The organism is Pseudomonas macauensis, assembly GCF_047902425.1.
Taxonomy (GTDB): Bacteria; Pseudomonadota; Gammaproteobacteria; order Pseudomonadales; family Pseudomonadaceae; genus Pseudomonas.
This window is the reverse complement of record NZ_CP138377.1, coordinates 334,064-356,111: the sequence shown is the minus strand read 5'-3', so window position 1 is coordinate 356,111 and position 22,048 is coordinate 334,064. Positions and strand designations below refer to the sequence as shown.

General features: G+C 67.0%; 20 protein-coding genes and 1 other RNA gene. 11 read left to right on the top strand and 10 right to left on the bottom strand.

The window, feature by feature from the left end; all coding sequences use genetic code 11:
- The 4 genes from SD196_RS01610 (at position 1) to SD196_RS01595 (ending at position 4,636) form a co-directional block, all read left to right on the top strand.
- A complete protein-coding gene (locus SD196_RS01610) occupies positions 1-1,281 on the top strand; it encodes a c-type cytochrome (protein ID WP_416311002.1) in 1,281 nt (426 codons plus the stop codon).
- Positions 1,282-1,399: 118 nt separating this feature from the next.
- A complete protein-coding gene (locus SD196_RS01605) occupies positions 1,400-3,805 on the top strand; it encodes a tetratricopeptide repeat protein (protein WP_416311001.1) in 2,406 nt (801 codons plus the stop codon).
- Between the two features lie 73 nt (positions 3,806-3,878).
- Positions 3,879-4,196: a DUF2388 domain-containing protein gene (locus SD196_RS01600; RefSeq protein ID WP_275609741.1), complete on the top strand. Its 318-nt coding sequence runs from the start codon at positions 3,879-3,881 to the stop codon at positions 4,194-4,196.
- A gap of 113 nt (positions 4,197-4,309) precedes the next feature.
- The gene (locus SD196_RS01595; RefSeq protein WP_275609740.1) at positions 4,310-4,636 is read left to right on the top strand and encodes a DUF2388 domain-containing protein; all 327 of its coding nucleotides are present in this window, start codon (positions 4,310-4,312) and stop codon (positions 4,634-4,636) included.
- Between the two features lie 634 nt (positions 4,637-5,270).
- Here SD196_RS01595 and gcvP read toward each other — a convergent pair.
- The 4 genes from gcvP to SD196_RS01575 form a co-directional block, all read right to left on the bottom strand.
- Positions 5,271-8,147 carry an aminomethyl-transferring glycine dehydrogenase gene (gene gcvP, locus SD196_RS01590; RefSeq protein WP_416311000.1) on the bottom strand — a complete coding sequence of 959 codons (2,877 nt, stop codon included), beginning with the start codon at positions 8,145-8,147 and terminating at the stop codon, positions 5,271-5,273.
- A gap of 75 nt (positions 8,148-8,222) precedes the next feature.
- Positions 8,223-8,612 (bottom strand): glycine cleavage system protein GcvH, encoded by a 390-nt coding sequence (gene gcvH, locus SD196_RS01585; protein ID WP_275609738.1) that lies wholly within the window; start codon positions 8,610-8,612, stop codon positions 8,223-8,225.
- A gap of 63 nt (positions 8,613-8,675) precedes the next feature.
- The gene (gene gcvT / locus SD196_RS01580; protein ID WP_275609737.1) at positions 8,676-9,758 is read right to left on the bottom strand and encodes a glycine cleavage system aminomethyltransferase GcvT; all 1,083 of its coding nucleotides are present in this window, start codon (positions 9,756-9,758) and stop codon (positions 8,676-8,678) included.
- A gap of 112 nt (positions 9,759-9,870) precedes the next feature.
- Complete coding sequence (locus SD196_RS01575) at positions 9,871-11,490, bottom strand: ABC transporter permease (protein WP_416310999.1); 1,620 nt, start codon at positions 11,488-11,490, stop codon at positions 9,871-9,873.
- 174 nt (positions 11,491-11,664) lie between these two features.
- On the opposite strand from SD196_RS01575, the gene SD196_RS01570 reads away from it, so the two are divergent.
- Positions 11,665-12,003 (top strand): hypothetical protein, encoded by a 339-nt coding sequence (locus tag SD196_RS01570; protein ID WP_275609735.1) that lies wholly within the window; start codon positions 11,665-11,667, stop codon positions 12,001-12,003.
- A 15-nt stretch (positions 12,004-12,018) separates the two neighbouring features.
- Here the strand turns inward: SD196_RS01570 and SD196_RS01565 are convergent, their stop codons facing one another.
- From SD196_RS01565 to SD196_RS01545, 5 genes are all read right to left on the bottom strand, one after another.
- Positions 12,019-13,020: an extracellular solute-binding protein gene (locus SD196_RS01565; RefSeq protein ID WP_416310998.1), complete on the bottom strand. Its 1,002-nt coding sequence runs from the start codon at positions 13,018-13,020 to the stop codon at positions 12,019-12,021.
- A 290-nt stretch (positions 13,021-13,310) separates the two neighbouring features.
- Positions 13,311-14,528, bottom strand: a complete 1,218-nt coding sequence (locus SD196_RS01560) for a 2-octaprenyl-3-methyl-6-methoxy-1,4-benzoquinol hydroxylase (RefSeq protein ID WP_416310997.1) — start codon at positions 14,526-14,528, stop codon at positions 13,311-13,313.
- Between the two features lie 25 nt (positions 14,529-14,553).
- Positions 14,554-15,738 (bottom strand): 2-octaprenyl-6-methoxyphenyl hydroxylase, encoded by a 1,185-nt coding sequence (ubiH, locus tag SD196_RS01555; RefSeq protein WP_331315549.1) that lies wholly within the window; start codon positions 15,736-15,738, stop codon positions 14,554-14,556.
- 1 nt (position 15,739) lies between these two features.
- Complete coding sequence (gene pepP, locus SD196_RS01550) at positions 15,740-17,074, bottom strand: Xaa-Pro aminopeptidase (protein ID WP_275609732.1); 1,335 nt, start codon at positions 17,072-17,074, stop codon at positions 15,740-15,742.
- A gap of 9 nt (positions 17,075-17,083) precedes the next feature.
- Positions 17,084-17,638 carry a UPF0149 family protein gene (locus SD196_RS01545; RefSeq protein ID WP_275609731.1) on the bottom strand — a complete coding sequence of 185 codons (555 nt, stop codon included), beginning with the start codon at positions 17,636-17,638 and terminating at the stop codon, positions 17,084-17,086.
- Positions 17,639-17,824: 186 nt separating this feature from the next.
- Between SD196_RS01545 and SD196_RS01540 the strand changes: the two genes are divergently transcribed.
- The 4 genes from SD196_RS01540 to SD196_RS01525 all read left to right on the top strand — a co-directional run bounded on the left by SD196_RS01540 (position 17,825) and on the right by SD196_RS01525 (position 19,219).
- Positions 17,825-18,034, top strand: a complete 210-nt coding sequence (locus SD196_RS01540) for a TIGR02449 family protein (protein ID WP_015475059.1) — start codon at positions 17,825-17,827, stop codon at positions 18,032-18,034.
- Positions 18,031-18,345 (top strand): cell division protein ZapA, encoded by a 315-nt coding sequence (locus tag SD196_RS01535; protein ID WP_275609730.1) that lies wholly within the window; start codon positions 18,031-18,033, stop codon positions 18,343-18,345. Before SD196_RS01540 ends, SD196_RS01535 begins: the two co-directional genes overlap by 4 nt.
- A 32-nt stretch (positions 18,346-18,377) precedes the next feature.
- A non-coding RNA gene (gene ssrS, locus SD196_RS01530) (6S RNA) lies at positions 18,378-18,556 on the top strand.
- Positions 18,557-18,565: 9 nt separating this feature from the next.
- Complete coding sequence (locus tag SD196_RS01525) at positions 18,566-19,219, top strand: 5-formyltetrahydrofolate cyclo-ligase (RefSeq protein ID WP_416310996.1); 654 nt, start codon at positions 18,566-18,568, stop codon at positions 19,217-19,219.
- Here SD196_RS01525 and SD196_RS01520 read toward each other — a convergent pair.
- Positions 19,207-19,338, bottom strand: coding sequence for a hypothetical protein (locus tag SD196_RS01520; protein ID WP_275609728.1), 132 nt, complete (start codon positions 19,336-19,338; stop codon positions 19,207-19,209). The two genes, SD196_RS01525 and SD196_RS01520, sit on opposite strands and share 13 nt — an antisense overlap.
- Positions 19,339-19,652: 314 nt before the next feature.
- On the opposite strand from SD196_RS01520, the gene SD196_RS01515 reads away from it, so the two are divergent.
- Together SD196_RS01515 and SD196_RS01510 are read left to right on the top strand one after the other, a co-directional pair.
- Positions 19,653-20,114, top strand: a complete 462-nt coding sequence (locus SD196_RS01515; RefSeq protein ID WP_275609727.1) for an EVE domain-containing protein — start codon at positions 19,653-19,655, stop codon at positions 20,112-20,114.
- 85 nt (positions 20,115-20,199) lie between these two features.
- Positions 20,200-22,038 carry a diguanylate cyclase gene (locus SD196_RS01510; RefSeq protein WP_275609726.1) on the top strand — a complete coding sequence of 613 codons (1,839 nt, stop codon included), beginning with the start codon at positions 20,200-20,202 and terminating at the stop codon, positions 22,036-22,038.
- Positions 22,039-22,048: the final 10 nt, after the last annotated feature.

Here is a 22,048-nt window from a genome sequence, read left to right as displayed (position 1 = left end):
ATGAAAACCCTGGCACTCCTCGCCCTGCTCGCCGCACCGCTGCAGGGCCACGCCGCCAACGCGCTGGACCCGGCGCCGCAGGACCTGCTGCAACGCGGCGAATACCTGGCCCGCGCCGGCGACTGCGCCGCCTGCCACACCGCGCCGGGTGGCAAGCCGTTCGCCGGCGGCCTGCCGCTGGTCACGCCACTGGGCGCCGTGTACTCCACCAACATCACCCCCGACCCGAAGACCGGCATCGGCAGCTACAGCTACGACGACTTCGCCCGCGCCCTGCGCGACGGCGTGGCCAAGGGCGGCACCCGCCTCTACCCGGCGATGCCCTACACCGCCTACGCGAAGATCAACGACGACGACATGAAGGCGCTCTACGCCTGGTTCCTCAACGGCGGCGTGCAGGCGGTGGCGCAGCCCAACCAGGACTCGGACATCGCCTGGCCGCTGGACGTGCGCTGGCCACTGGCGATCTGGAACCTGCTGTTCCACGACGACCAGGTCTACCAGCCCAATCCGAAGCAGAGCGGGGCCTGGAACCGTGGAGCCTACCTGGTCCAGGGCCTGGCCCACTGCGGTACCTGCCACACCCCGCGCGGCATGGCCTTCCAGGAAAAGGCCATGAATGAGCGCAGCACCGGCTTCCTCGCCGGCGCCGCCCTGGGCGGCTGGTACGCCTTCAACATCACCCCCGATACCCACAGCGGCATCGGCGGCTGGAGCGACGCGGAGATCGTGCAGTACCTCAAGACCGGCGGCGTGCCGGGCAAGGCCCAGGCCGCGGGCCCCATGGGCGAGGCGGTCGAGCACAGCTTCCAGTACCTGACCGAGGCCGACCTGCAAGCCATCGCCAGCTACCTGCGCAGCGTCCCGGCAGTCAGTGACGGCGAGCGCAAGGCGCGTTTCCAGTGGGGCAAGCCGGCCGAGGACGTGATCACCCTGCGCGGCCAGGACTTCGCCGCGCAAAAACAGGACGACGGCGCCCGCCTGTACCTGGGCAACTGCGCCAGCTGTCACTCCTGGAGCGGCGAAGGGGTGAAGGACGGCTACTACCCGATGCTGCTGAAGAACAGCGCGGTCGGCGCCCTGCAGCCGGACAACCTGGTGCAGGTGGTGCTCGGCGGCGTGCACCGCAAGGTCGGCGACGAGGAGCTGTTCATGCCCGGTTTCGCCGGCACCCTCAACGACGAGCAGATCGCCACGCTGGTGAACTACCTCACTGCGCAGTTCGGCAATCCGGAGATAAAAGTCGACAGCGCGCGGGTCGCGGAAATACGCCAGCCATGACGCCACCCCCAACGTAGTGGCGGGCCGCCATCGCAGGATGAAAATGGCCCGCCCGCGTTGACAGCCTCCCCCTGCTCACGGAAGCTCCCTTACCCCTGGAGTCGTCGCGGAACAACGGATGTCCATGTCCAACAAGACCAAGAAGCCTCGCCCCACTCCCCCTGCATCCCAGCCTTCCGCCCCCCGCCGCACCTGGCTTGCAGCCGCTGCCGGGGTACTGCTCCTGGTCACCCTTGGCGCCTGGATCTGGGTGCAGCAGGACACCGGCGTCACCCTGCCCAGCGATCAGCCACCTGCCCAGGCCGCCGCACCCGCTCCGCAAGCGCCGGCACCCGCCGCGCAAGCCGCGCAACTGGTCGCCGAATCCACCTGCGAAGGCTGCCACCAGGCGCAGACCAAGGACTGGCAGGGCTCCCATCACCAGCAGGCGATGAAGCCGGCCAGCGAAGACAACGTGCTCGGCGATTTCGCCGATGTCACCTTCAAGGGCGAGGTCGAGACCACCCGATTCTTCCGCAAGGGCGACGAATACTGGGTCAACACCCCCGGCAACGACGGCAAGCCGGCGGACTTCAAGGTGGCCTACACCTTCGGCATCGAACCCTTGCAGCAGTATCTGCTGGAATACCCTGGCGGCCGCCTGCAGGCCCTCGGCGTGGCCTGGGATAGCCGCAAGAACCGCTGGTTCCAGCTCATGCCCGGGCAGCGCATCGACTACAAGGACGAACTGCACTGGACCCGCCCCGCGCAGAACGCCAACTTCATGTGCGTGGAGTGCCACACGACCGGTTTCAAGCGTAACTACGACGCCAAGACCGACAGCTTCGCCAGCCACTGGAACAGCCTGGGTGTCGGCTGCCAGGCCTGCCACGGGCCGGCGTCGAAGCACCTGGAATGGGCGCAGAAACCGGACCGCAGCGCCGACAAGGGCTTCGAGGTGCCGCTGAAGAACGCCAGCCAGAGCACCGTCGTCGAAACCTGCGCCCGCTGCCATGCCCGCCGCGCGCCGCTCGGCGACGGCTACCAGAACAAGCACCGCTTCATGGACGACTACCTGCCCAGCACCCTGACCCGCGAGCTCTACGAGATCGACGGCAAGATCAAGGACGAGGTCTTCGAGTGGGGCTCCTTCACCCAGAGCAAGATGTTCGCCAAGGGCGTGCAGTGCACCGACTGCCACAACCCGCACAGCGGCGAGCTGAAGGCACCGGGCAATGGCGTCTGCCTGCAATGCCACAACACCGCCGGCAAGCCGGTGCGCCCTCAGATCGACGGCAAGGGCCTGAAGGCGAAGAACTACGACTCGCCCGAGCACCATCACCACGAACCCGGCAGCCCCGGCGCGCAGTGCACCTCCTGCCACATGCCGGGCCGCTACTACATGGTCAATGATTACCGCCACGACCACGGCTTCAGCCTGCCCGACCCTGCCCATGCCCGGCGCATCGGCGCGCCGGATGCCTGCCAGGCCTGCCACAAGGACACCCCGGCGAAGAAGATCGCCGAGCAGTTCCGCCAGTGGTATGCCAGCGAACAGCCGGCCAAACCGAACGCCTCCGACAACCCCACACCGCGCTACGACGACACCCTGTGGAAAGCCCGTGGCGGCAAGCCGGGGGCCTCGCGCGCGCTGCACCTGCTGCTGGCCTCGCCCGAGCTGCCGGCGATCCGCCGTGCCACCCTGCTCGCCGAGTTGCCCGCCTACCCCAGCCCGCGCTCGCTGGAACTGGCAGGGCAGGGCCTGAAGAACTCCGATCCGCTGGTGCGCACCGCTGCCATCAACGTCCTCGTGTCCCTCGCCAACGGCCCGCAGCAGGCACTGGTGCTGGCGCCCATACTGGCTCCCCTGCTCTCCGACCCGATCCGCGCCGTGCGCATCGCCGCCGCCTGGCAACTGGCGCAGCTGCCGCCGCAGGCGCGCCCCGGCCTCGATGAAGCGCTGGACAAGGGGCTGCGCGAGTACGAAGACGTGCAGAAGAGCCTGGCCGAACGCGCCGAAGCCAATCTCAACCTCGCCATGCTCTACCAGCGCACCGGTCGGGGAGACCAGGTGGAGCCTGCGCTGCGTGCGGCAATGGCGCATAACCCGGACTTCCTGCCGGCAACCGTCACCCTGATCCAGTGGCTGGAAGCCAATGGCCGTCAGGCCGAGGCGCGCCAGTTGCTCGACGACGCCCTGCGCCAGCATCCCAACGCCGGCCTGCTGCACCACGTCAACGGCCTCGCCCTGGTGCGCCAGGGCGAACGCGCGGCGGCCCTCAAGGAACTGCGCGAAGCGGTGCGGCTGTCTCCGGACGACGACCAACTCCGCTACGTGCTGGCCATCGCCCTGCACGACAGCGGGGAAGCCGACGCCGCCACCCATGAGCTGGAAGCGCTGCTGCAACGCCACCCGGCCAACCGCGCGGCACGTCTGGCGCTGATCGGCTACCTGCGCGAAACCGGGCAGATGCAGAAAGTGCAGATGCTGCTGGCGGAACTGGAACAGCAGAACCCGGACGATCCCACGCTCAAGCGCGAGTGAGTCTTCCGACGAACAGGTGGGAACTAGCGAAGCGGCAAAAGCTCTGACAGACGCACTCAACCAAGGAGTTACCATGCGTCGCCGCTTCATCCCTGCCGTCATTGCCCTCACCCTGCTCCCGCTGGCCTCGGCCATGGCCGAAGACAACGACTTCTGGCGCTCGGTCCTGACCTCCGGCGCCACCACCGCCTCCAGCTACCTGACCAGCCGTGACGACCACAAGCTGGTCGGCCCGGCCCAGGACGACGCCGCCAGCTTCATCGCCACCGACGGCGCCATTCGCGGCCCCTACCTGGAAGCCGCGCTGCTGCAGATGCGCGCCAACGACCCGGCACTGGCCAACGCCAGCGACGCGGAGCTGGCCAGCGCCCTCCTCGCCAGCCAACGCTGACCGCGACGGCGCGCGCTGCCGCCAGCGCAACGCGCGCCGCCCGGCGCAAAGGTGGAACTCCCCGCAATCCCCACGCATCTCACCTGTACACGGACCCTCCGGAGGTGATTCTGATGCACACCGCCAAACTGGCCACCGTACTCGCCTTGCTCGCCGCGCCTGTTGCTTCGGCCATGGCCGACGACTTCCTGCGCGACATCATTTCGTCCGGCGCGACCACCGCGTCGCTCTACCTGACCTTCAGGCACGACCACAAACTGATCGCCGCCGCCCAGGACGACGCGAGCACTTATGTCGCCAGCGATGGCGCGATCCGTGGTCCTTACCTTGAATCCGCACTGACCCGCCTGCGCAGCGACAACCCCAGCCTGCGCCAACGCAGCGACATGGAGCTGGCCAACGCCATCCTGATCCGCAGCGACGATGCATCTGCCCAGTGAGCCCCACCGGCGCGGCCCCTGGCGCTCGCCACGGGCCGTACCCTGCTGGCGGGGCAGGCGTGAGGATCGGGTCGTTCCGCCCGCCCAGCGTCATTCCCTCGTGCTGACTGCCTCGCTGTAGGAGCGCAGCTCCGCTCTGGCTCTGACTCTGGCTTTAAAGACTTCCAGAGAAATGTCCACACGCACCGGAGCGCCCCTTCGCGGCGGGCCCCTGAAACTTCGATGGAGCGAGGGAAACGAAGCGCAGCGAAGTAACAGCCGAAGGCTGGCCCGAAGGGTGAGCGAAGCGAATCAGCCCCGCGAAGCGGGACCCGGATGATGGGGCAAAGACCTTTGGTTACTTTCTGTCGTTTGAGAAAGTAACTCGCCCGAGGGGGCGAAACAGAAGACATCCGAGCACACCGATGCGGCGCAGAAACGCCGAACGTCAAGTCGGCGGATAACGCTTGGAGCGTTATTCGCCCTACAAGAGCATCACGGACAAAGTCCGCTACTACGAAACGTGGTTACAGGCGACTCCGCCGCCGGGACAATTCGCGAGCACGCTCGCTCCTACGAAAAGCCCGTCCATAGCGGCGAAATCGCCACAACGAAAAAGCCGCCCGAAGGCGGCTTTTTCAGTTCGACTCAGCGATCACTCGCGATAGTCATCCACCGGCACGCACGCACAGAACAGGTTGCGGTCGCCGTAGACGTTGTCCACGCGGTTCACCGCCGGCCAGTACTTGAAGGCGCGGGTGTGCTCGGTCGGGGTCACCGCCTCGGCGATCTCGTACGGGCGCTGCCACAGACCCGTGACGTCCGCCAGGGTATGCGGCGCGCGCTTGAGCGGATTGTCCTCGGCCGGCCATTCGCCCGACTCGACCTTGGCGATCTCGGCGCGGATCGACAGCATCGCCTCGATGAAGCGGTCCAGCTCGTGCTTGGACTCGCTCTCGGTGGGCTCCACCATCAGCGTGCCGGGCACCGGGAAGGACATGGTCGGCGCGTGGAAGCCGTAGTCCATCAGGCGCTTGGCCACATCTTCCTCGCTGATCCCGGTCTGCGCCTTGAGCGGGCGCAGGTCGAGGATGCACTCGTGGGCGACACGGTCGTTACGGCCGCGGTAAAGCACCGGGAAGGCGCCGTCGAGGCGGCTGGCCACGTAGTTGGCGTTGAGGATCGCCACTTCGGTGGCGTCCGCCAACTGCGGGCCCATCATGGCGATGTACATCCAGCTGATCGGCAGGATGCTGGCGCTGCCCCAGGGCGCGGCGCTCACCGCACCATTGAGGGGGTTCGGGCCTTCGATGCGGATCACCGGGTGGTTGGCGACGAAGGGCGCAAGGTGCTTCTTCACGCCGATCGGGCCCATGCCCGGACCGCCACCGCCGTGGGGGATGCAGAAAGTCTTGTGCAGGTTCATGTGCGACACGTCGGCGCCAATGTCCGCCGGACGCGCCAGACCGACCTGGGCGTTGAGGTTGGCGCCGTCCATGTACACCTGGCCGCCCTGGGCGTGGATGACATCGCAGATCTCGCGGATGCCTTCCTCGTACACGCCGTGGGTCGAGGGGTAGGTGATCATCAGGCAGGACAGCTGCGGGCCGGCCTCCTCAGCCTTGCGCTTGAGGTCCTCCAGGTCCACGTTGCCGCCCTTGTCGCACTCGACGATGACCACGCGCATGCTCGCCATGATTGCCGAGGCCGGGTTGGTACCGTGGGCCGAGGATGGGATCAGGCAGATGTTGCGGTGCGCGTCGCCCCGGCTCTCGTGGTACTTGCGGATCGCCAGCAGGCCCGCGTACTCGCCCTGGGCGCCGGAGTTGGGCTGCATGCAGATGGCGTCGAAGCCGGTGATCGCGCAGAGCCAGCGCTCCAGTTCCTCGATCATCAGGCGGTAGCCTTCGGCCTGCTCGCGCGGCACGAACGGGTGCAGAGTGGCGAATTCCGGCCAGGTGATCGGGATCATCTCGCTGGTGGCGTTGAGCTTCATGGTGCAGGAGCCCAGCGGGATCATCGCCTGGTTCAGCGCCAGGTCCTTGCCTTCGAGCTGACGCAGGTAGCGCAGCATCTCGGTTTCGCTGTGGTGGCGGTTGAACACCGGGTGGGTCAGGTAGCCGCTGCTGCGCTGCAGGTCGGCGGGAATGCCGTCGGCGACCTTGCCGGCATCAAGTTGGGTGACGTCCAGGCCGTGACCGGCGCCCAGCAGGATGTCGAACAGGGTGGCGAGGGTTTCGGCGCTGGTGGTTTCGTCCAGGCTCACACCCAGGCGGTCTTCACCGACGATGCGCAGGTTCACGCGGGCAGCGCGGGCGCGCTCGACGATGGCCTGTTGCTGTGCGCCGACATCCAGGGTCAGGGTGTCGAAGAAGTGCTGGTTGACGCGTTTCACGCCCTTGGCTTCCAGGCCGGTGGCCAGGACCGCGGTCAGGCGGTGCACGCGCTGGGCGATGCGCTTGAGGCCCTGCGGGCCGTGGTAGACGGCGTACAGGCTGGCGATGTTGGCCAGCAGCACCTGGGAGGTACAGACGTTGGAGTTGGCCTTCTCGCGGCGGATGTGCTGCTCGCGGGTCTGCAGGGCCATGCGCAGCGCGGTGTTGCCGCGGGCGTCCTTGGACACGCCGATGATCCGCCCCGGCATGGCGCGCTTGTATTCGTCGCGGCAGGCGAAGAAGGCCGCGTGCGGGCCGCCGTAGCCCATGGGCACGCCGAAGCGCTGGGCGCTGCCCAGCACCACGTCGGCGCCGAGCTCGCCCGGCGGGGTGAGCAGCAGCAGCGCGAGCAGGTCGCTGGCCACGCAGGCGATGGCCTGCTGGGCGTGCAGCGCGTCGATCAGGCTGCGCAGGTCGCGGACTTCGCCACGGGTATCGGGGTATTGCAGCAGCGCGCCGAACACCGCGTGCTGGCCGAGGTTTTCCACCTCATCGACCACCACCTCGAAGCCGAAGGCGTCGGCTCGGGTCTGCACCACGGAGATGGTCTGCGGGTGGCACTGGGCGTCGACGAAGAACAGGTTGCTCTTGGCCTTGGCCACGCGCTTGGCCAGGGCCATGGCCTCGGCGGCGGCGGTGGCTTCGTCCAGCAGTGAGGCGCTGGCCAGGTCCAGGCCGGTGAGGTCGATGGTCATCTGCTGGAAGTTCAGCAGCGATTCCAGACGGCCCTGGGCGATCTCCGGCTGGTAGGGGGTGTAGGCGGTGTACCAGCCCGGGTTCTCCAGCACGTTGCGCAGGATCACCGTGGGGGTCAGGGTGCCGTAGTAGCCGGTACCGATCAGGCTGGTCCACAGTTGGTTCTGCTGGGCGTACCCCTTCAGCTTGGCCAGCGCGCCCTGCTCGTCGAGGGCAGCCGGCAGGTCCAGCGCCCGATTCAGGCGGATGGCCGGCGGCACCGTCTGCACGATCAGGTCGTCGAGACTGCTCACCCCCAGGGTATCGAGCATGGCCTGTTGTTCGGCGGCATCCGGACCCAGATGGCGGGCGAGGAAGGCGTCGGGCTGGTGCAGCTGGGAAAGCGAAGGGGTGTTCGACATGGCGTCGGCTCTCGAGAGGTCGTGCCTTAAAAGAACAGGCCCCGACGAGTCGAGGCCTGTGTGTACAGCGGTGTCTTACGCGTCGGCGTCGCAGGAAGCGCGGTAGCCGGCAGCGTCGAGCAGCTTATCCAGCTCCGCCGGGTTGCTCGGCTTGAGCTTGAAGAACCAGGAGCCGTACGGGTCGTTGTTCACTTCTTCGGGGGTGTCGGCCAGCACGTCGTTGACGGCGATGACTTCGCCGCCCACCGGGGCGTAGATGTCCGAGGCGGCTTTCACCGACTCCACCACACCGGCTTCCTGGCCGGCGGCGAGGGTCTTGCCCACTTCCGGCAGTTCGACGAAGACCACATCGCCCAGGGCTTCCTGGGCATGGTCGGAGATGCCCACGGTCACGGTACCGTCGGCTTCCAGGCGCGCCCACTCATGGCTGGCGGCGTAACGCAGGTCGGCGGGGATATTGCTCATCTTGTTTTTCCTCGGTGACTGGGCAACGGGCGGCGCTGCCGCCCTATTCAAGTTAGATGCAATTTAGATCAGGGCTTTGCCATGACGCACGAAATTCGGCTGAACGACGCGAACCGGGTACCACTTGCCACGGATTTCCACCTCGGCGCGGTCGCCGGTGGCGGCCGGCACGCGGGCCAGGGCGATGGATTTGCCCAGGGTCGGGGAGAAGCTGCCGCTGGTGATCTCGCCATCGCCGACGCCGGCGACGCGTACCACCTGGTGGGCGCGCAGCACGCCGCGCTCTTCCAGTACCAGGCCGACCAGCTTGGGCGCATCGCCCGCGGCTTTCTGCGCTTCCAGGGCCTGACGGCCGATGAAGTCGCGCTCGGCCGGCTCCCAGGCGATGGTCCAGCCCATGTTGGCGGCCAGCGGGGAGATGTCTTCGTCCATGTCCTGGCCGTACAGGTTCATCCCGGCTTCCAGGCGCAGAGTGTCGCGCGCGCCGAGGCCCGCCGGGGCAATGCCGGCGCCGACCAGTTCGTTGAGGAAGCCCGGCGCTTCGGCGGCCGGCAGCATGATTTCCAGGCCGTCCTCGCCGGTATAACCGGTGCGGGCGATGAACCAGTCACCATCGGCCTTGCCCTGGAAGGGCTTGAGCTCGCGGATCAGTGCGGCGCGGGAGGGAGTGACCAGCTCGGCGGTCTTCTCGCGGGCGTTCGGGCCCTGCACCGCCAACATCGCGAGGTCCGCGCGCTCGGTCAGGGTGACGTCGAAGCCTTCGGTATGGGCCTGCATCCAGGCCATGTCCTTGTCGCGGGTGGAAGCGTTGACCACCACGCGGTAGCCGTACACGCCGAGGTAGACGATCAGGTCGTCGACCACCCCGCCACGGTCGTTGAGCATGCCGCTGTACAGCGCCTTGCCCGGGGTCTGCAGTCGTTCGACGTCGTTGGCCAGGAGTCGCTGCAGGTATTCCTTCGCCTGCGGACCGGTGACGTCGACCACGGTCATGTGGGAAACGTCGAACACGCCGCAATCGCGACGTACCTGGTGGTGCTCTTCGACTTGCGAGCCGTAGTGCAGCGGCATGTCCCAACCGCCGAAATCGACGATCTTGGCGCCGAGGGCGACGTGCAAATCATAGAGCGGTGTGCGCTGTCCCATGGGTGGTCTCCTTCCGGGCGAGGCGGGTGCGGAGCGCGAGAACGGCCCGCACGAAACGCGCGCATTGTAGTCGCATGACCGGCCTGTGGACAGCGTGTCCGACAGTCGAATCTCAGCGATCGGCACAACCGGCCGCGCGCGCCGAGCGGCGGATCAGGCCAACGACCGGGAACAACCCCACCAGCACCAGCGTCAGGGCCGGCAGCGCGGCCCGCGCCCACTCGCCCTCACTGGTCATTTCGAAGACCCGCACCGCCAGCGTGTCCCAGCCAAAGGGACGCATCAGCAGCGTCGCCGGCATTTCCTTGAGCACGTCGACGAACACCAGCAACGCGGCGCTCAGCGCCCCCGGCAGCAGCAGCGGCAGATAGACCCGGAAGAACAACCCCGCACCGCCCACCCCAAGGCTGCGCGATGCCTCCGGCAGCGACGGACGGATACGCGCCAGGGCACCCTCCAGCGGGCCATGGGCCACTGCCATGAAGCGGATCAGGTAGGCCACCAGCAGCGCGCCGAGGCTGCCCAGCAGCAGCGGCTTGCCGGCGCCGCCCAGCGCCGTGGACAGCGGAATCACCGCGTGATTGTCCAGCCAGCTGAAGGCCAGCATGATTGCCACCGCCAGCACCGAGCCGGGCAGCGCGTAGCCAAGGTTGGAAATACCGACAGCCGAGCGCACCGCCGGAGTGGGCGACAGGCGGCGAGCGAAGGCCAGCAGCAGCGCCACCGCCACCGTCAGCAGCGCGGCACAGCCGCCCAGGTAAAGGCTGTGCAGAATCAGCCCCCAGTAACGCTCGTCGAGATCGAAACGGCCCTTCTGCCAGCACCAGACCAGCAGTTGCAGCAGCGGAATGACGAAGGCGCAGGCGAACACCAGCAGGCACCAGGCCGTCGCCACGAACGCCTTCCAGCCATGCAGGCGATACAGCGCGGCACCGCGCGGCCGTTCGCTGGGCACGCCGCTGCGACCCCGGCTGTAGCGCTCACCCAGCAGCACCAGCATGACGAACAGCAGCAACAGGCTGGCCAACTGGGTGGCGCTGGAGAGGCTGTAGAAGCCGTACCAGGTCTTGTACACGGCGGTGGTGAAGGTATCGAAGTTGAACACCGAGACGGTGCCGAAATCCGCCAGGGTCTCCATGACCGCCAGGGCAAGGCCGGCACCGATGGCCGGCCGCGCCATGGGCAGGGCGACCCGCCAGAACGCCGCCCAGGGCGACAGCCCGAGCACCCGCGCCGCTTCGGTCAGCCCGCGACCCTGGGCGAGGAACGCGGTGCGCGCCAGCAGGTAGACGTAGGGATAGAACACCAGCACCAGGACGATGATCACCCCGCCGGTGGAGCGCACCCGCGGCAGCCGCAAGCCGCTGCCGAACCACTCGCGCAGCAGCGTCTGCACGGGCCCGGCGAAGTCCAGCAGGCCGACGAAGACGAACGCCAGCACATAGGCCGGCACCGCGAAGGGCAGCATCAGCGCCCAGTCCAGCCAGCGCCGGCCGGGAAACTCGCAGAGGCTGGTGAGCCAGGCCAGGCTCACACCGAGTACGGTCACCCCAACCCCGACGCCAAAGACCAGGAGCAGCGTATTGCCCAGCAGGCGCGGCAGCTGGGTGTCCCACAGGTGCGCCCAGATCTCCCGGTCGATCTCCGCCCAGCTCAGCAGCAACACGCTGATCGGCAGCAACACCAGGGCGGCGACGAGGAAGGTGATGAGGTACCAGCGGTTGACGCGCATGCAGCGGATTATCCGGAAACTTCAGTGGGTACTCGGGCCAGGCGCATCCGAAGACGCTCGAAACACGCCGCCGGCGAGTTCGAAATCAACTGATCTTCAGCGAGCAGGGATAAAGCGCAAGGTAGAGCGGTCGAATCGGCCACTTTGCCATCCCCCTCGCTAAGGAAAAAGCCCATGTTTCTTCGCCGCGCTCTGCCAACCCTGCTCTTCGCCCCGCTGTGTGGACTGGCATTGGCCGACGAACCCACCGCCACCGAAGCCTGCCTGAACCTCGCCCATCGCACCCTGGCCGGCGACCCGCAACAGGCGCAACGCTGGCAGGAGGTCTGGGTCGATGCTGGCTTGACGCGCGAGGAGGCCTACGACGGCGAAGTCGAAGGCCAGCGGGTCGACCGACGCCTGCGCCTGGTACTGCGCCGGGACAGCGCCGAGGACGGGCTGCTCACCTGCTTCCTGAAGGGGAACAACCAGGCCGTTTCGGCACAGTACCAGGCAAAGGCCGACGCCCCTTGAGGCGTCGGCAGGCAATCAGTTCCAGCCGGCGCGATCCATCAGTTTGATCGCCTCGGCCTGGCGCTTGCCGGCAACTTCAACCGGGATGCTGTCGGCCTTGAATGCGCCCCAGGCCGCCACTTCCTGCGACGGCGCCACCTTCGGGTTGGCCGGGAATTCCTGGTTGATACCGGCGAACAGCGCCTGGGCCTGCGGTCCGGTCATCCATTCCACCAGTTTCTTGGCTTGCTCCGGGTGCGGCGCATACTTGGTCAGGCCGATGCCCGACAGGTTGACGTGCACGCCACGGTCGCCCTGGTTCGGCCAGAACAGTTTCACCGGCAGGTCCGGCTTCTCCTGGTGCAGACGGCCGTAGTAGTAGGTGTTGATGATGCCGACGTCACACTGGCCGGCGGCGATGGCCTGGAGCAGCGCGGTGTCGTCGGAGAACACGTCAGTGGCCAGGTTGCTCACCCAGCCCTTGAGGATTTCCTCGGTCTTCTGCTCGCCGTGGGTCTCGATCAGGGTGGCGGTCAGCGACTGGTTGTAGACCTTCTTCGCCGTGCGCAGGCACAGGCGGCCTTCCCACTGCTTGCCGGCCAGCGCCTCGTAGGTGGAGAGCTCATCGGGCTTCACCCGCTGGGTGGAGTAGGCGATGGTGCGCGCGCGCAGCGACAGGCCGGTCCAGCTGTCGGTGCCGGAGCGGTACTGCGGCGGGATATTGGCATCCAGTGTGGGCGAGTCGAAGGGCTGCAGGATACCCATCTTCTCGGCCTGCCAGAGGTTGCCGGCGTCCACGGTGAGCAGCAGGTCGGCCGGGGTGTTGGCGCCTTCAGCCTTGATCCGCGCCATCAGCGGCGCTTCCTTGTCGGTGATGAACTTGATCTTCACCCCGGTCTTCTCGGTGTAGGCGTCGAACACCGGCTTGATCAGCTCGTCGATGCGCGAGGAATAGACCACCACTTCGTCGGCGGCCTGGGCAGTGCCAGCGATGGCGGCCAGCAGGAGGGTGGCGGGAAGACCTTTGCGCATGAGCATGGGCGTGTCCTTTGCGGGGAAGATATCCCGCAAATGATAAGGAACCGCATTTGCTACTGGGTCGCGTAGGTGTGTCGGGGTGTTTCGGGAGGGTGCGGTTTGGGGTCGCGGGGATACTGGGGTAGTAAACCAAGAGCCCCCACCCCAGTCCTCTCCCAGAGGAGAGGGAGCTATTCGGAGCAGGTGGATGTCGCGGAGTCAACCGGCGAGCCCTGAATCATCCGCTTGCGCCGATCAGTCCCCTCTCCCCTTGGGAGAGGGTTAGGGTGAGGGGCCGAAGGCCGCCGTTATCAAACCCGCGCCAACGTCGGCAGATCGCCGGAGAGCCCCAGCGCCTGCCGCACGAACATGCCCTTGGCTTCATGGTGCTTGTCCACCAGCCGCAGCCCGGCATTGCGCAGCCAGCGCACCGCCAGCGGGTCGGCCTGGAACAGGCGCTGGAAGCCTTCCATCGCCGCCATCATCGCCAGGTTGTGCGGCATCCGGCGGCGCTCGAAGCGGCTCAGCACGCGCTCTTCCGCAATGTTCTCGCCCCGCTCGTAGGCATGCAGAATCACCTCGGCGAGCACCGCGGCATCGAGGAAACCGAGGTTGACGCCCTGCCCGGCCAGCGGATGGATGGTGTGCGCGGCATCGCCGATCAGCGCCAGCCCCGGCTCCACGTAGCGCTTGGCGTGACGCTGGCGCAGCGGGATGCACAGGCGGCGGTCGGCATGCTCGATGGCGCCCAGGCGGTGCTCGAAGGCCCGTCCCAGCGCGGCGCAAAAACCGTCGTCGTCCAGCGCCATGATGCGTTCGGCCTGCTCCGGAGTGGTCGACCAGACGATCGAGCACCAGTGCGCGTCGCCCTCTTTCGCCAGCGGCAGGAAGGCCAACGGGCCGTCATCGGTGAAGCGTTGCCAGGCCGTGGCCAGGTGCGGCTTCTCGCAGCGCACGCTGGTGACGATGGCGTGGTGCAGGTAATCCCACTCGCGGGTGGCGCAGCCGGCCAGGCGGCGCACCGCCGAGTTGGCGCCGTCGGCGGCGATCACCAGCGGCGTGCGGATTTCCCGGCCATCGGCCAGGGTCAGCAGCCAGTCGTCGCCGGAATGGCGCAGCTGCTCCAGGCGCGCGCCGGGCAGCAGGCCGAGGGCGGAGTCGTGCAGGCGATCCAGCAGGGCATCCTGCACCACGCGGTTCTCGACGATATGGCCGAGCACCTCGGCATGCACGCTGGCGGCGCTGAAGTGGATCTGCCCGGTGCCCGAGCCGTCCCACACCTGCATCTCGCGATAAGGCTCGGCGCGGCGCGCGGCGATGCCGTCCCAGGCGTGCAAGCGCTGGAGGATGCGCCGGCTGGCTTCGGACAGGGCGCTGACGCGCGGCTCGAAGCTCGACTCGCGGTCAAACGGCGTGACGCTCATCGGGCTGCCATCCAGCAGCAGGATGTCCAGGCCGCTGCCTTCCAGGGCCAGGGCCAGCGCGCTGCCGACCATGCCAGCTCCGACTATTACCAGATCCGCGTGCATCGAATTTCCTTCTGACTGGGGGCTGTCACACCGGGCGGGCGCCCAGGCCCATGGCCTGGCGAGCGAACCAGCGCTTGGCCGGCGGCAGCAGGTCGAGGCCGAGCAGGCCCAGGTTGCGGCCGGTGGCGAGCAGCGGCTGGGCGTTGGAGAACAGGCGGGTGACACGGTCGGAGAAGCCGACGGTCATCTGCTGGTCCAGGCGCTGGCCGTCGAGATAACGCTGCAGCACGGCGAAATCGCCCGGCACGGCCTCTTCCTGCAACAGCCGGTCAGCCAGTGCCTGGGCATCGCGCAGCGACAGGTTGAAGCCCTGTCCGGCGATCGGGTGCAGGCTGTGGGCGGCATTGCCCAGCACCACCAGGTGCGGGCGAATCTGTTCCTCGGCCTCGATCAGGCTCAGCGGGTAGCCATAGCGGGCGCCGACCTGGCGGAAGGCGCCGAGGCGATAGCCGAAGGCTTCCTGCAATTCGGACAGGAAGGCCGCATCGGGCAGCTCGCGCAAGCGCTCGGCATCGCGGCCATTGCGGGTCCAGACCAGCGCGCAGCGGTTTTCCGGCAGCGGCAGCAGGGCCAGCGGGCCGTTCTCGGTAAAGCGTTCGAAAGCCTGGCCACGGTGGGCTTCGGACGGACTGACGTTGGCGATCAGCGCGGTCTGCCCGTACGACGAGGAGCGCACGCCGATGCCCAGCTGCTCGCGCAGGCCGGAACGGCCGCCATCGGCCAGCACGGCAAGGTCGCAGTCCAGCTGCGTGTCGTCGTCCAGAGTCAGGCGATAGCCATCGCCGATCGCTTCCATCCGCCGCACCTCGGCGGGGCAGCGCCAGCTGACCACTTCCGGGTCCAGGGCACGCCACAGGCTCTGGCCGAGCCAGGCGTTCTCCACCACATAGCCCAGGGCCGGAACGCCCTCCTCTACCGCTGTCAGGCGCGCGGAGCCGAAGCGGCCACGGTCGGAGACGTGAATCTGCGAGATCGGCTCGGCGCGCTGGGCGATCTGCTGCCAGAGCCCCAGGCGTTCGTAGATCTGCCGGCTACCGAAAGACAGCGCGGACGAGCGCGCATCGTAGCTGGGCTGGTAGGCATCGCCGGGGGCGAACGGCTCGACCAGCACGATCCGCCAGCCGCGCTCGCGGGCGCCGGCCTGGAGGATCAGAGCCAGGCTCGCGCCGACCAGACCACCACCGATGATGGCCAGTTGCGTACGTTGCATGTCAGGCGGCCTGGGCGCGGGCTTGCGCCATCAGCGCTTCGATCTCGGCGACGGTCTTGGGCACACCGTTGGTCAGGATCTCGCAGCCGGTCTTGGTCACCACCACGTCGTCCTCGATGCGTACGCCGATGCCGCGCCACTTCTTCGGCACGTCGGTGTTGTCCGGGGAGATGTAGATGCCCGGCTCGACGGTCATCGACATGCCCACTTCGAGCACGCGCCATTCGCCGCCGACGCGATACTCGCCGACATCATGCACGTCCATGCCCAGCCAGTGGCCGGCACGGTGCATGTAGAAGGCCTTGTAGGCTTCATTGGCGATCAGTTCATCGACATCGCCGCTGAGCAGGCCGAGCTTCACAAGGCCCGCGGTGATGACCCGCACGGTGGCCTCGTGGGCCTCGTTCCAGTGGCGACCCGGCGCGATGTAGTCGAAGGCGGCCATGTTGGCGTCGAGCACCAACTGGTAGATCGCCTTCTGCTCGGGGCTGAACACGCCATTGGCCGGGAAGGTGCGGGTGATGTCGCTGGCGTAGCAGTCGATCTCGCAGCCGGCGTCGATCAGGATCAGGTCACCGTCCTTGATCGGCGCGTCGTTCTCCCGGTAGTGCAGGATGCAGGCGTTGCGACCGGTGGCGACGATGGAACCGTAGGCCGGCATCTTCGCCCCGCCCTTGCGGAAGGCGTAGTCGAGCTCGGCTTCGAGGTGATACTCGCTCAGCCCCGGACGGCAGATCTGCATGGCGCGCACGTGGGCGCCGGCGGAAACCTCGGCGGCGTAGCGCATCACCTTCACCTCGCCCGCGCTCTTGTACAGGCGCATGTCATGCAGCAGGTGGTCGAGGGCGACGAACTCGTTCGGCGGCTGCGCCCCTTGGCGGGCCTTGGAACGGATCACGTTGATCCAGTCCACCAGCCGGCGGTCGAACTCCTGGTTGGCGCCCAGTGCGTAGTAGACGCGGTCACGGCCTTCGATCAGGCCGGGGAGGATGTCGTCGATATCGCCGATGGGAAACGCATCGTCGGCGCCGAAGTTGCTGATCGCGCCGTCCTGACCGGCGCGCAGGCCGTCCCAGAGCTCACGCTCGGGATCGCGCTCGCGGCAGAACAGTACGTACTCGCCATGCTCGCGGCCGGGGATCAGCGCCATCACCGCTTCCGGCTCGGGGAAGCCCGTGAGGTACTGGAAGTCACTGTCCTGGCGGTAGACGTGCTCGACGTCGCGGTTGCGGATGTACATCGGCGCCGCCGGAAGAATGGCGATGCTGTTGGGTTCCATCTGCGCCATCAGCGCCTTGCGCCGACGGGCGTATTCCGACTTGGCGATACGGATCATGCAGCAACCTCAATGCAGGGACGGTTTCTCGGCCGGTGCCGGCACCTTGCCGAACTCGGAGAACAGCAGCAGCGGGGCGACGCGCAGGTACTCCTGCACTTCCATATAGTCGGCCTCGCCGTCTTCGGAATCTTCCAGTGCGCCCTGGACCTGGGCGATAGCGGCGATGTCCTGCAGCACTTCGTCGGCTTCGTCGGACAGGCTGGGGGAGCGCAACGCCAGTCCGAAGCCGGCGAGGAAGCCCTGGCACCACTGGCCCAGGGCCGCGGCGCGCTCGGCCAGCGGGGCGTCGTCATTGGGCAGCATCAGCACCACGGCCATCTCGCCGGCGCTGAAGTCCTGCTGGACCATGCCCAACAAGCCACCCAGGGCCGCGCTCAGACGCTCACCCGGCTCACCGCCGAGCAGCTCGCCGGCGGCTTGCAGCCATTCGTCCTGGTCGAAGCCGGAACCGGCGCAGACGCGGCCGAGCAGGTGGCCGTGCAGCTCGGCGGGGGAAATCGGCAGGGCGGCCTCGGCGAGCAGGGCGGAGAAGGCGGTATAGGCGGAACTTGACGTGGACATGATCGAACCCGGGGTAAGGCAGCTAGGCGCCATCGGGCGCCGCGCATAGAATGTGGTCCCGTATCCTAGCACCGCCGCCCAGTGCAAGACCATGTAACGGGTCGCCGCGTTGACCCACCCCCACGGCGGTCCTATATAGTTCCCGGTCACTCCCATTCTTACGAGTAAAGAGCCAAGCGAGAGCCCATGGAAGACGCCGACCTGCACACGCTGATCGCCAAGTTCGACCAGCTGCTCCAGCGCCTGGAGCAGCTCAAGGCCGAAAACCGGCTGCTGCGGGCGAACGAGAAAAGCTGGCGGGAAGAACGCGCCCATCTGATCGAGAAGAACGAATTGGCGCGGCAGAAGGTCGAAGCGATGATTTTGCGACTCAAAGCCTTGGAGCAGGACTCATGAGCCAGTCGAATACCCTCAATGTTCAAATCCTCGACAAGGAGTACTGCATCGCCTGCCCTCCCGAGGAACGCGTCAACCTGGAAAGCGCCGCGCGCTATCTCGACAGCAAGATGCGCGAGATACGTTCCAGCGGCAAAGTGATCGGCGCCGACCGCGTGGCGGTGATGGCCGCGCTGAACATCACCCACGACCTGCTGCACAAGCAGGAGCGCCAGGACCACGACAGCAGCTCCACCCGCGAGCGCGTGCGCGAACTGCTCGAGCGCGTGGACCGGGCCCTTACCACCGATAAGGAACCGGGTGAAGTCTGACCCTGGAAATTTCCTTGGGGTATAATCCACCCCGTTCCCTGGTGTGTTTGCCAGTCGGTGATGTCCCTGAGCCGATAATTGCAACAACGGGGGTTGCCAGTTGGGCTGGTGTGCATGTCCGCACGACGGAAAGCCTTAAAGCCTACTGCAACCACCACCTTGAACTCTCGGGTTCAAGGGCTAACCCGACAGCGGCATGTCCGGGGAGCTTTACCCTTTCATGATCCATTCCGACGGTCTCTCCCGTCCGGCCCTGCGCCGCAAGCTGCGCCAGGCCAGACGCGCCCTCACCCCGCTCCAGCAACGTCTCGCGGCCCAGGCCCTGTATCGCCAGTTGGCGCAGCATCCGCTGTTTCGCCGCGCGAAGCACATCGCCCTGTATCTGCCGGCTGACGGCGAGATCGACCCACGGCCCCTGATGAAAGCGGCGCAGAGGCGCGGCAAGGCGACCTATCTGCCGGTGCTGTCGGACTGGCCGAAAACCCACATGACCTTCCAGCGCGTCGGCATTGGCGAACGCTGGACGCGCAACCGTTTCGGCATCGCCGAGCCGGTGCCCAACCGCGGCCAGCAACGCCCTGCCTGGGCGCTGGACCTGCTGCTGTTGCCACTGGTGGGGTTCGATCCGCAGGGCGGTCGCCTGGGCATGGGCAAGGGGTTCTACGACCGCACCCTGGCCTACCTGGGCATGCGCAAAAATTGGCACACACCGACGCTATTGGGTCTGGCGCACGAATGTCAGAAGGTCGATCGGCTGGAGCTGGCCAGCTGGGACGTGCCGCTGATGGGCACGGTGACGGATGGCGGCTGGTATGGCCGGCTTGCACAGGCGTCGCGATCCCTGCGACACCCGGCGAAGAATCAGGGCTGCTGAGTGACCTGGGCAGGCAGACTGCCCTGGCGTTCCCAGAGGCTCTGGGTGTAACCGGTGGTGACGACCCCCAGGCCGAACAGGATTACCAGAACCCACAAAAGATCAGGCTTGCGTTTCATCGATTGCCTCCCCCTTCCAGGCAAACTGTCCACGATGGCCGGCGGTGGTTTTTTTGTCCGTCCGGCGGGCCAAGCTAAAAACGGCGGCATTCTCCGACAATGAAAAGCTTCTCGCAATTCTGACGCCAACCGATCGTCGGAGGAGGCACGCCTGCCAAAACATCGGGCACTTTCAGGCAAGGTTCATGCCGATTTCCTACATTTTCTTCCTACAGCAAATCTCCCGCGAGCCGGCAGCTTGTCGCAGGGGAAACACCTACCCTTAGTCCCCGGACGAGTCCGGACATTCGCCACATCCAAGGAGGCCTTCGCCGATGGCACGCGCATACTGGCTGATGAAATCCGAGCCTGACGAGCTCTCGATCCACGACCTCAAGCGCCTGAAGACCGCGCGCTGGGACGGCGTGCGCAACTACCAGGCGCGCAACTTCATGCGCAGCATGCAGCCGGGCGACCTGTTCTTCTTCTATCACTCCAGCTGCCCCGAGCCGGGCATCGCCGGGATCGCGCAGATCGAGGGCGAGGCCTACCCCGACCCCACCGCGCTCGATCCGCAGAGCCACTATCACGACCCCAAGGCCAGCGCGGAAAAGAACCCCTGGACCGCCCGCGACGTGGGTTTCGTCGAGGCTTTCAAGTCGGTGCTGCCGCTGGCCGCGCTCAGGGCCCAGGCGGGCCTCGAAGAAATGCCGCTGGTCCAGCGCGGCAGCCGCCTGTCGGTGATGCCGGTGACCGAGGAGCAGTGGCGGATCGTGCTGGGCCTGGCCCGGCACTGACGGGGGACAAGCCAGGAAATAGCCTGGCCGTGAAAGGCAGATGTCACTGTGCTATTAGGTAAGGAACGCTTTCGGAATTCATCGCATGGACCGCCTGAAGTCCTCCCTTGCCACCTATCTCGGACTTGGCGGCCTGCTCTGCGTTCTACTGCTGGCCAGCGCCTGGCTCGGCCTTGAACTGGCCAACAGCGAACGGCAACGGGTTCGCGAACGCCTGAACTACCAGGCGCGCGCCCTCGCCCACCAATTGGAGGCCAACCTGCACGAACAGGTGCAGGGGTTGGACCTGCTGGCCGAGCTTTGGACCCACCACGGGCGCATCCAGCGCTCGGAATGGGAGCTCAACGCGCGCTTCTACATCGACAACTTCCCCGGCTACCAGTCGATCCAGTGGGCCGATGCGAACCTGCGCATCCACTGGGTGGAGCCCTTGCAAGGCAACGAGGTGGCGCTGAACTACTGGCTGACGCCGATGAGCCCCGGCTACGCCACCGCGATGGCCGCCCGCGACACCGGCAAGCCACACCTGAGCGACAGCATCGAGCTGCTCCAGGGTGGACGCGGCTTCGTGCTCTACACGCCGGTCTACCTGCGCGCCCCGGACGGCACGCTGCAGTTCGACGGTTTCATGGAAGGCGTCTTCCGCGTCGGCAACCTGATGAACCACCTGCTGGAGCAGGCCGACAGCCAGCTGTTCAGCGTGCGCCTGCTGGAGCATGGCCAGCCGCTGTACGTCCGCGCCCAGCCGGAGAGCCGCGCCGAGGACACCCTGCGCCTGCCGCTGCAGCTGCTGAACAACCGCAACTTCGAACTGGAGCTCAGCCCCAGCGCAACGCTGGTGAAATCGCTCTCCACACCGCTACCGACGGTCGTCTTCAGCGCCGCCGTGGCCATCAGCCTGCTGCTGGTCGCCGCCCTCGCCCTGGCGCGGGACAACGCCCGCCGCGCCACCGCGCTCAGCGCCAGCAACCGCCTGCTCAACCTGGAAGCCGAGCAACGCCAGGAAATCGAGGGGCACCTGCTCGACAGCCGCGAACGCCTGCAACTGGTGCTCGACCTGACCGATTCCAGCCGCGACGCCCTGTTCATCTTCGAGCTGCACACCCGCGAGCTGCTGCACATGAACTGCGCCACCTACAGCAGCCTCGGCTACAGCGCCGAGGAGTTCCGCCAGTTGCTGCGCGACGACCCGGAGCGTCTGATTCCCGGCTTCTTCGCCTGGCTGCAACTGGTGCAGCAGGCCAATCGACTGAACCTGTCGATGATCTTCCAGCGCGAGATGCAACGCCGCGACGGCAGCCTGCAGGCGGCGGAGATCAATACCCAACTGGCCCACCAGGGCGAACGCGAGTACCTGATCGCCGTGGCCCGCGACAATGGCGAACGTCTGCAACTGGAAGCCCAGCTGCAGAAGCAGTCGCAGCAGGATGGCCTCACCGGCCTGTACAACCGCCGCTACTTCGACCGCCAGTTGCAGAGCGAGTGGCGCCGCCTGCGCCGCTCCGACTCGCCGCTGGCGATCCTGATGCTCGACGTCGACCACTTCAAACTGTTCAACGACTGCCTCGGCCACCTGGCCGGCGACGATGCCCTGCGCCGGGTCGCCGGCGCCCTGCGCGGCTGCCTGCAGCGCGAAGGGGACGCCGCCTGCCGCTACGGTGGCGAGGAGTTCGTGATCATCCTCGCCGATACCGGCCTGGACGGTGCCGCCCACGTGGCCGCGCGGGTGCACCAGCGGATCGCCGAGCTGGGCATCGCCCACCCGGCGACGGAGCTGGGGCGCCTGGCCATCAGCATCGGCGTGGCCATCGCCAAGCCAGGACAGGACAGCGAGCCGGACCAGTTGATCGCCCAGGCGGACCAGGCGCTGTACGCGGCGAAGCATCGGGGGCGGAACCAGACGTGCGTGTGGCCGGTGGAGTGAGGATGGCATT

Coding starts and splice junctions, on each gene's coding strand:
- SD196_RS01610 (WP_416311002.1), top strand. CDS start 1: ATGAAAACCCTGGCACTCCTCGCCCTGCTCGCCGCACCGCTGCAGGGC.
- SD196_RS01605 (WP_416311001.1), top strand. CDS start 1,400: ATGTCCATGTCCAACAAGACCAAGAAGCCTCGCCCCACTCCCCCTGCA.
- SD196_RS01600 (WP_275609741.1), top strand. CDS start 3,879: ATGCGTCGCCGCTTCATCCCTGCCGTCATTGCCCTCACCCTGCTCCCG.
- SD196_RS01595 (WP_275609740.1), top strand. CDS start 4,310: ATGCACACCGCCAAACTGGCCACCGTACTCGCCTTGCTCGCCGCGCCT.
- gcvP (WP_416311000.1), bottom strand. CDS start 8,147: ATGTCGAACACCCCTTCGCTTTCCCAGCTGCACCAGCCCGACGCCTTC.
- gcvH (WP_275609738.1), bottom strand. CDS start 8,612: ATGAGCAATATCCCCGCCGACCTGCGTTACGCCGCCAGCCATGAGTGG.
- gcvT (WP_275609737.1), bottom strand. CDS start 9,758: ATGGGACAGCGCACACCGCTCTATGATTTGCACGTCGCCCTCGGCGCC.
- SD196_RS01575 (WP_416310999.1), bottom strand. CDS start 11,490: ATGCGCGTCAACCGCTGGTACCTCATCACCTTCCTCGTCGCCGCCCTG.
- SD196_RS01570 (WP_275609735.1), top strand. CDS start 11,665: ATGTTTCTTCGCCGCGCTCTGCCAACCCTGCTCTTCGCCCCGCTGTGT.
- SD196_RS01565 (WP_416310998.1), bottom strand. CDS start 13,020: ATGCTCATGCGCAAAGGTCTTCCCGCCACCCTCCTGCTGGCCGCCATC.
- SD196_RS01560 (WP_416310997.1), bottom strand. CDS start 14,528: ATGCACGCGGATCTGGTAATAGTCGGAGCTGGCATGGTCGGCAGCGCG.
- ubiH (WP_331315549.1), bottom strand. CDS start 15,738: ATGCAACGTACGCAACTGGCCATCATCGGTGGTGGTCTGGTCGGCGCG.
- pepP (WP_275609732.1), bottom strand. CDS start 17,074: ATGATCCGTATCGCCAAGTCGGAATACGCCCGTCGGCGCAAGGCGCTG.
- SD196_RS01545 (WP_275609731.1), bottom strand. CDS start 17,638: ATGTCCACGTCAAGTTCCGCCTATACCGCCTTCTCCGCCCTGCTCGCC.
- SD196_RS01540 (WP_015475059.1), top strand. CDS start 17,825: ATGGAAGACGCCGACCTGCACACGCTGATCGCCAAGTTCGACCAGCTG.
- SD196_RS01535 (WP_275609730.1), top strand. CDS start 18,031: ATGAGCCAGTCGAATACCCTCAATGTTCAAATCCTCGACAAGGAGTAC.
- SD196_RS01525 (WP_416310996.1), top strand. CDS start 18,566: ATGATCCATTCCGACGGTCTCTCCCGTCCGGCCCTGCGCCGCAAGCTG.
- SD196_RS01520 (WP_275609728.1), bottom strand. CDS start 19,338: ATGAAACGCAAGCCTGATCTTTTGTGGGTTCTGGTAATCCTGTTCGGC.
- SD196_RS01515 (WP_275609727.1), top strand. CDS start 19,653: ATGGCACGCGCATACTGGCTGATGAAATCCGAGCCTGACGAGCTCTCG.
- SD196_RS01510 (WP_275609726.1), top strand. CDS start 20,200: ATGGACCGCCTGAAGTCCTCCCTTGCCACCTATCTCGGACTTGGCGGC.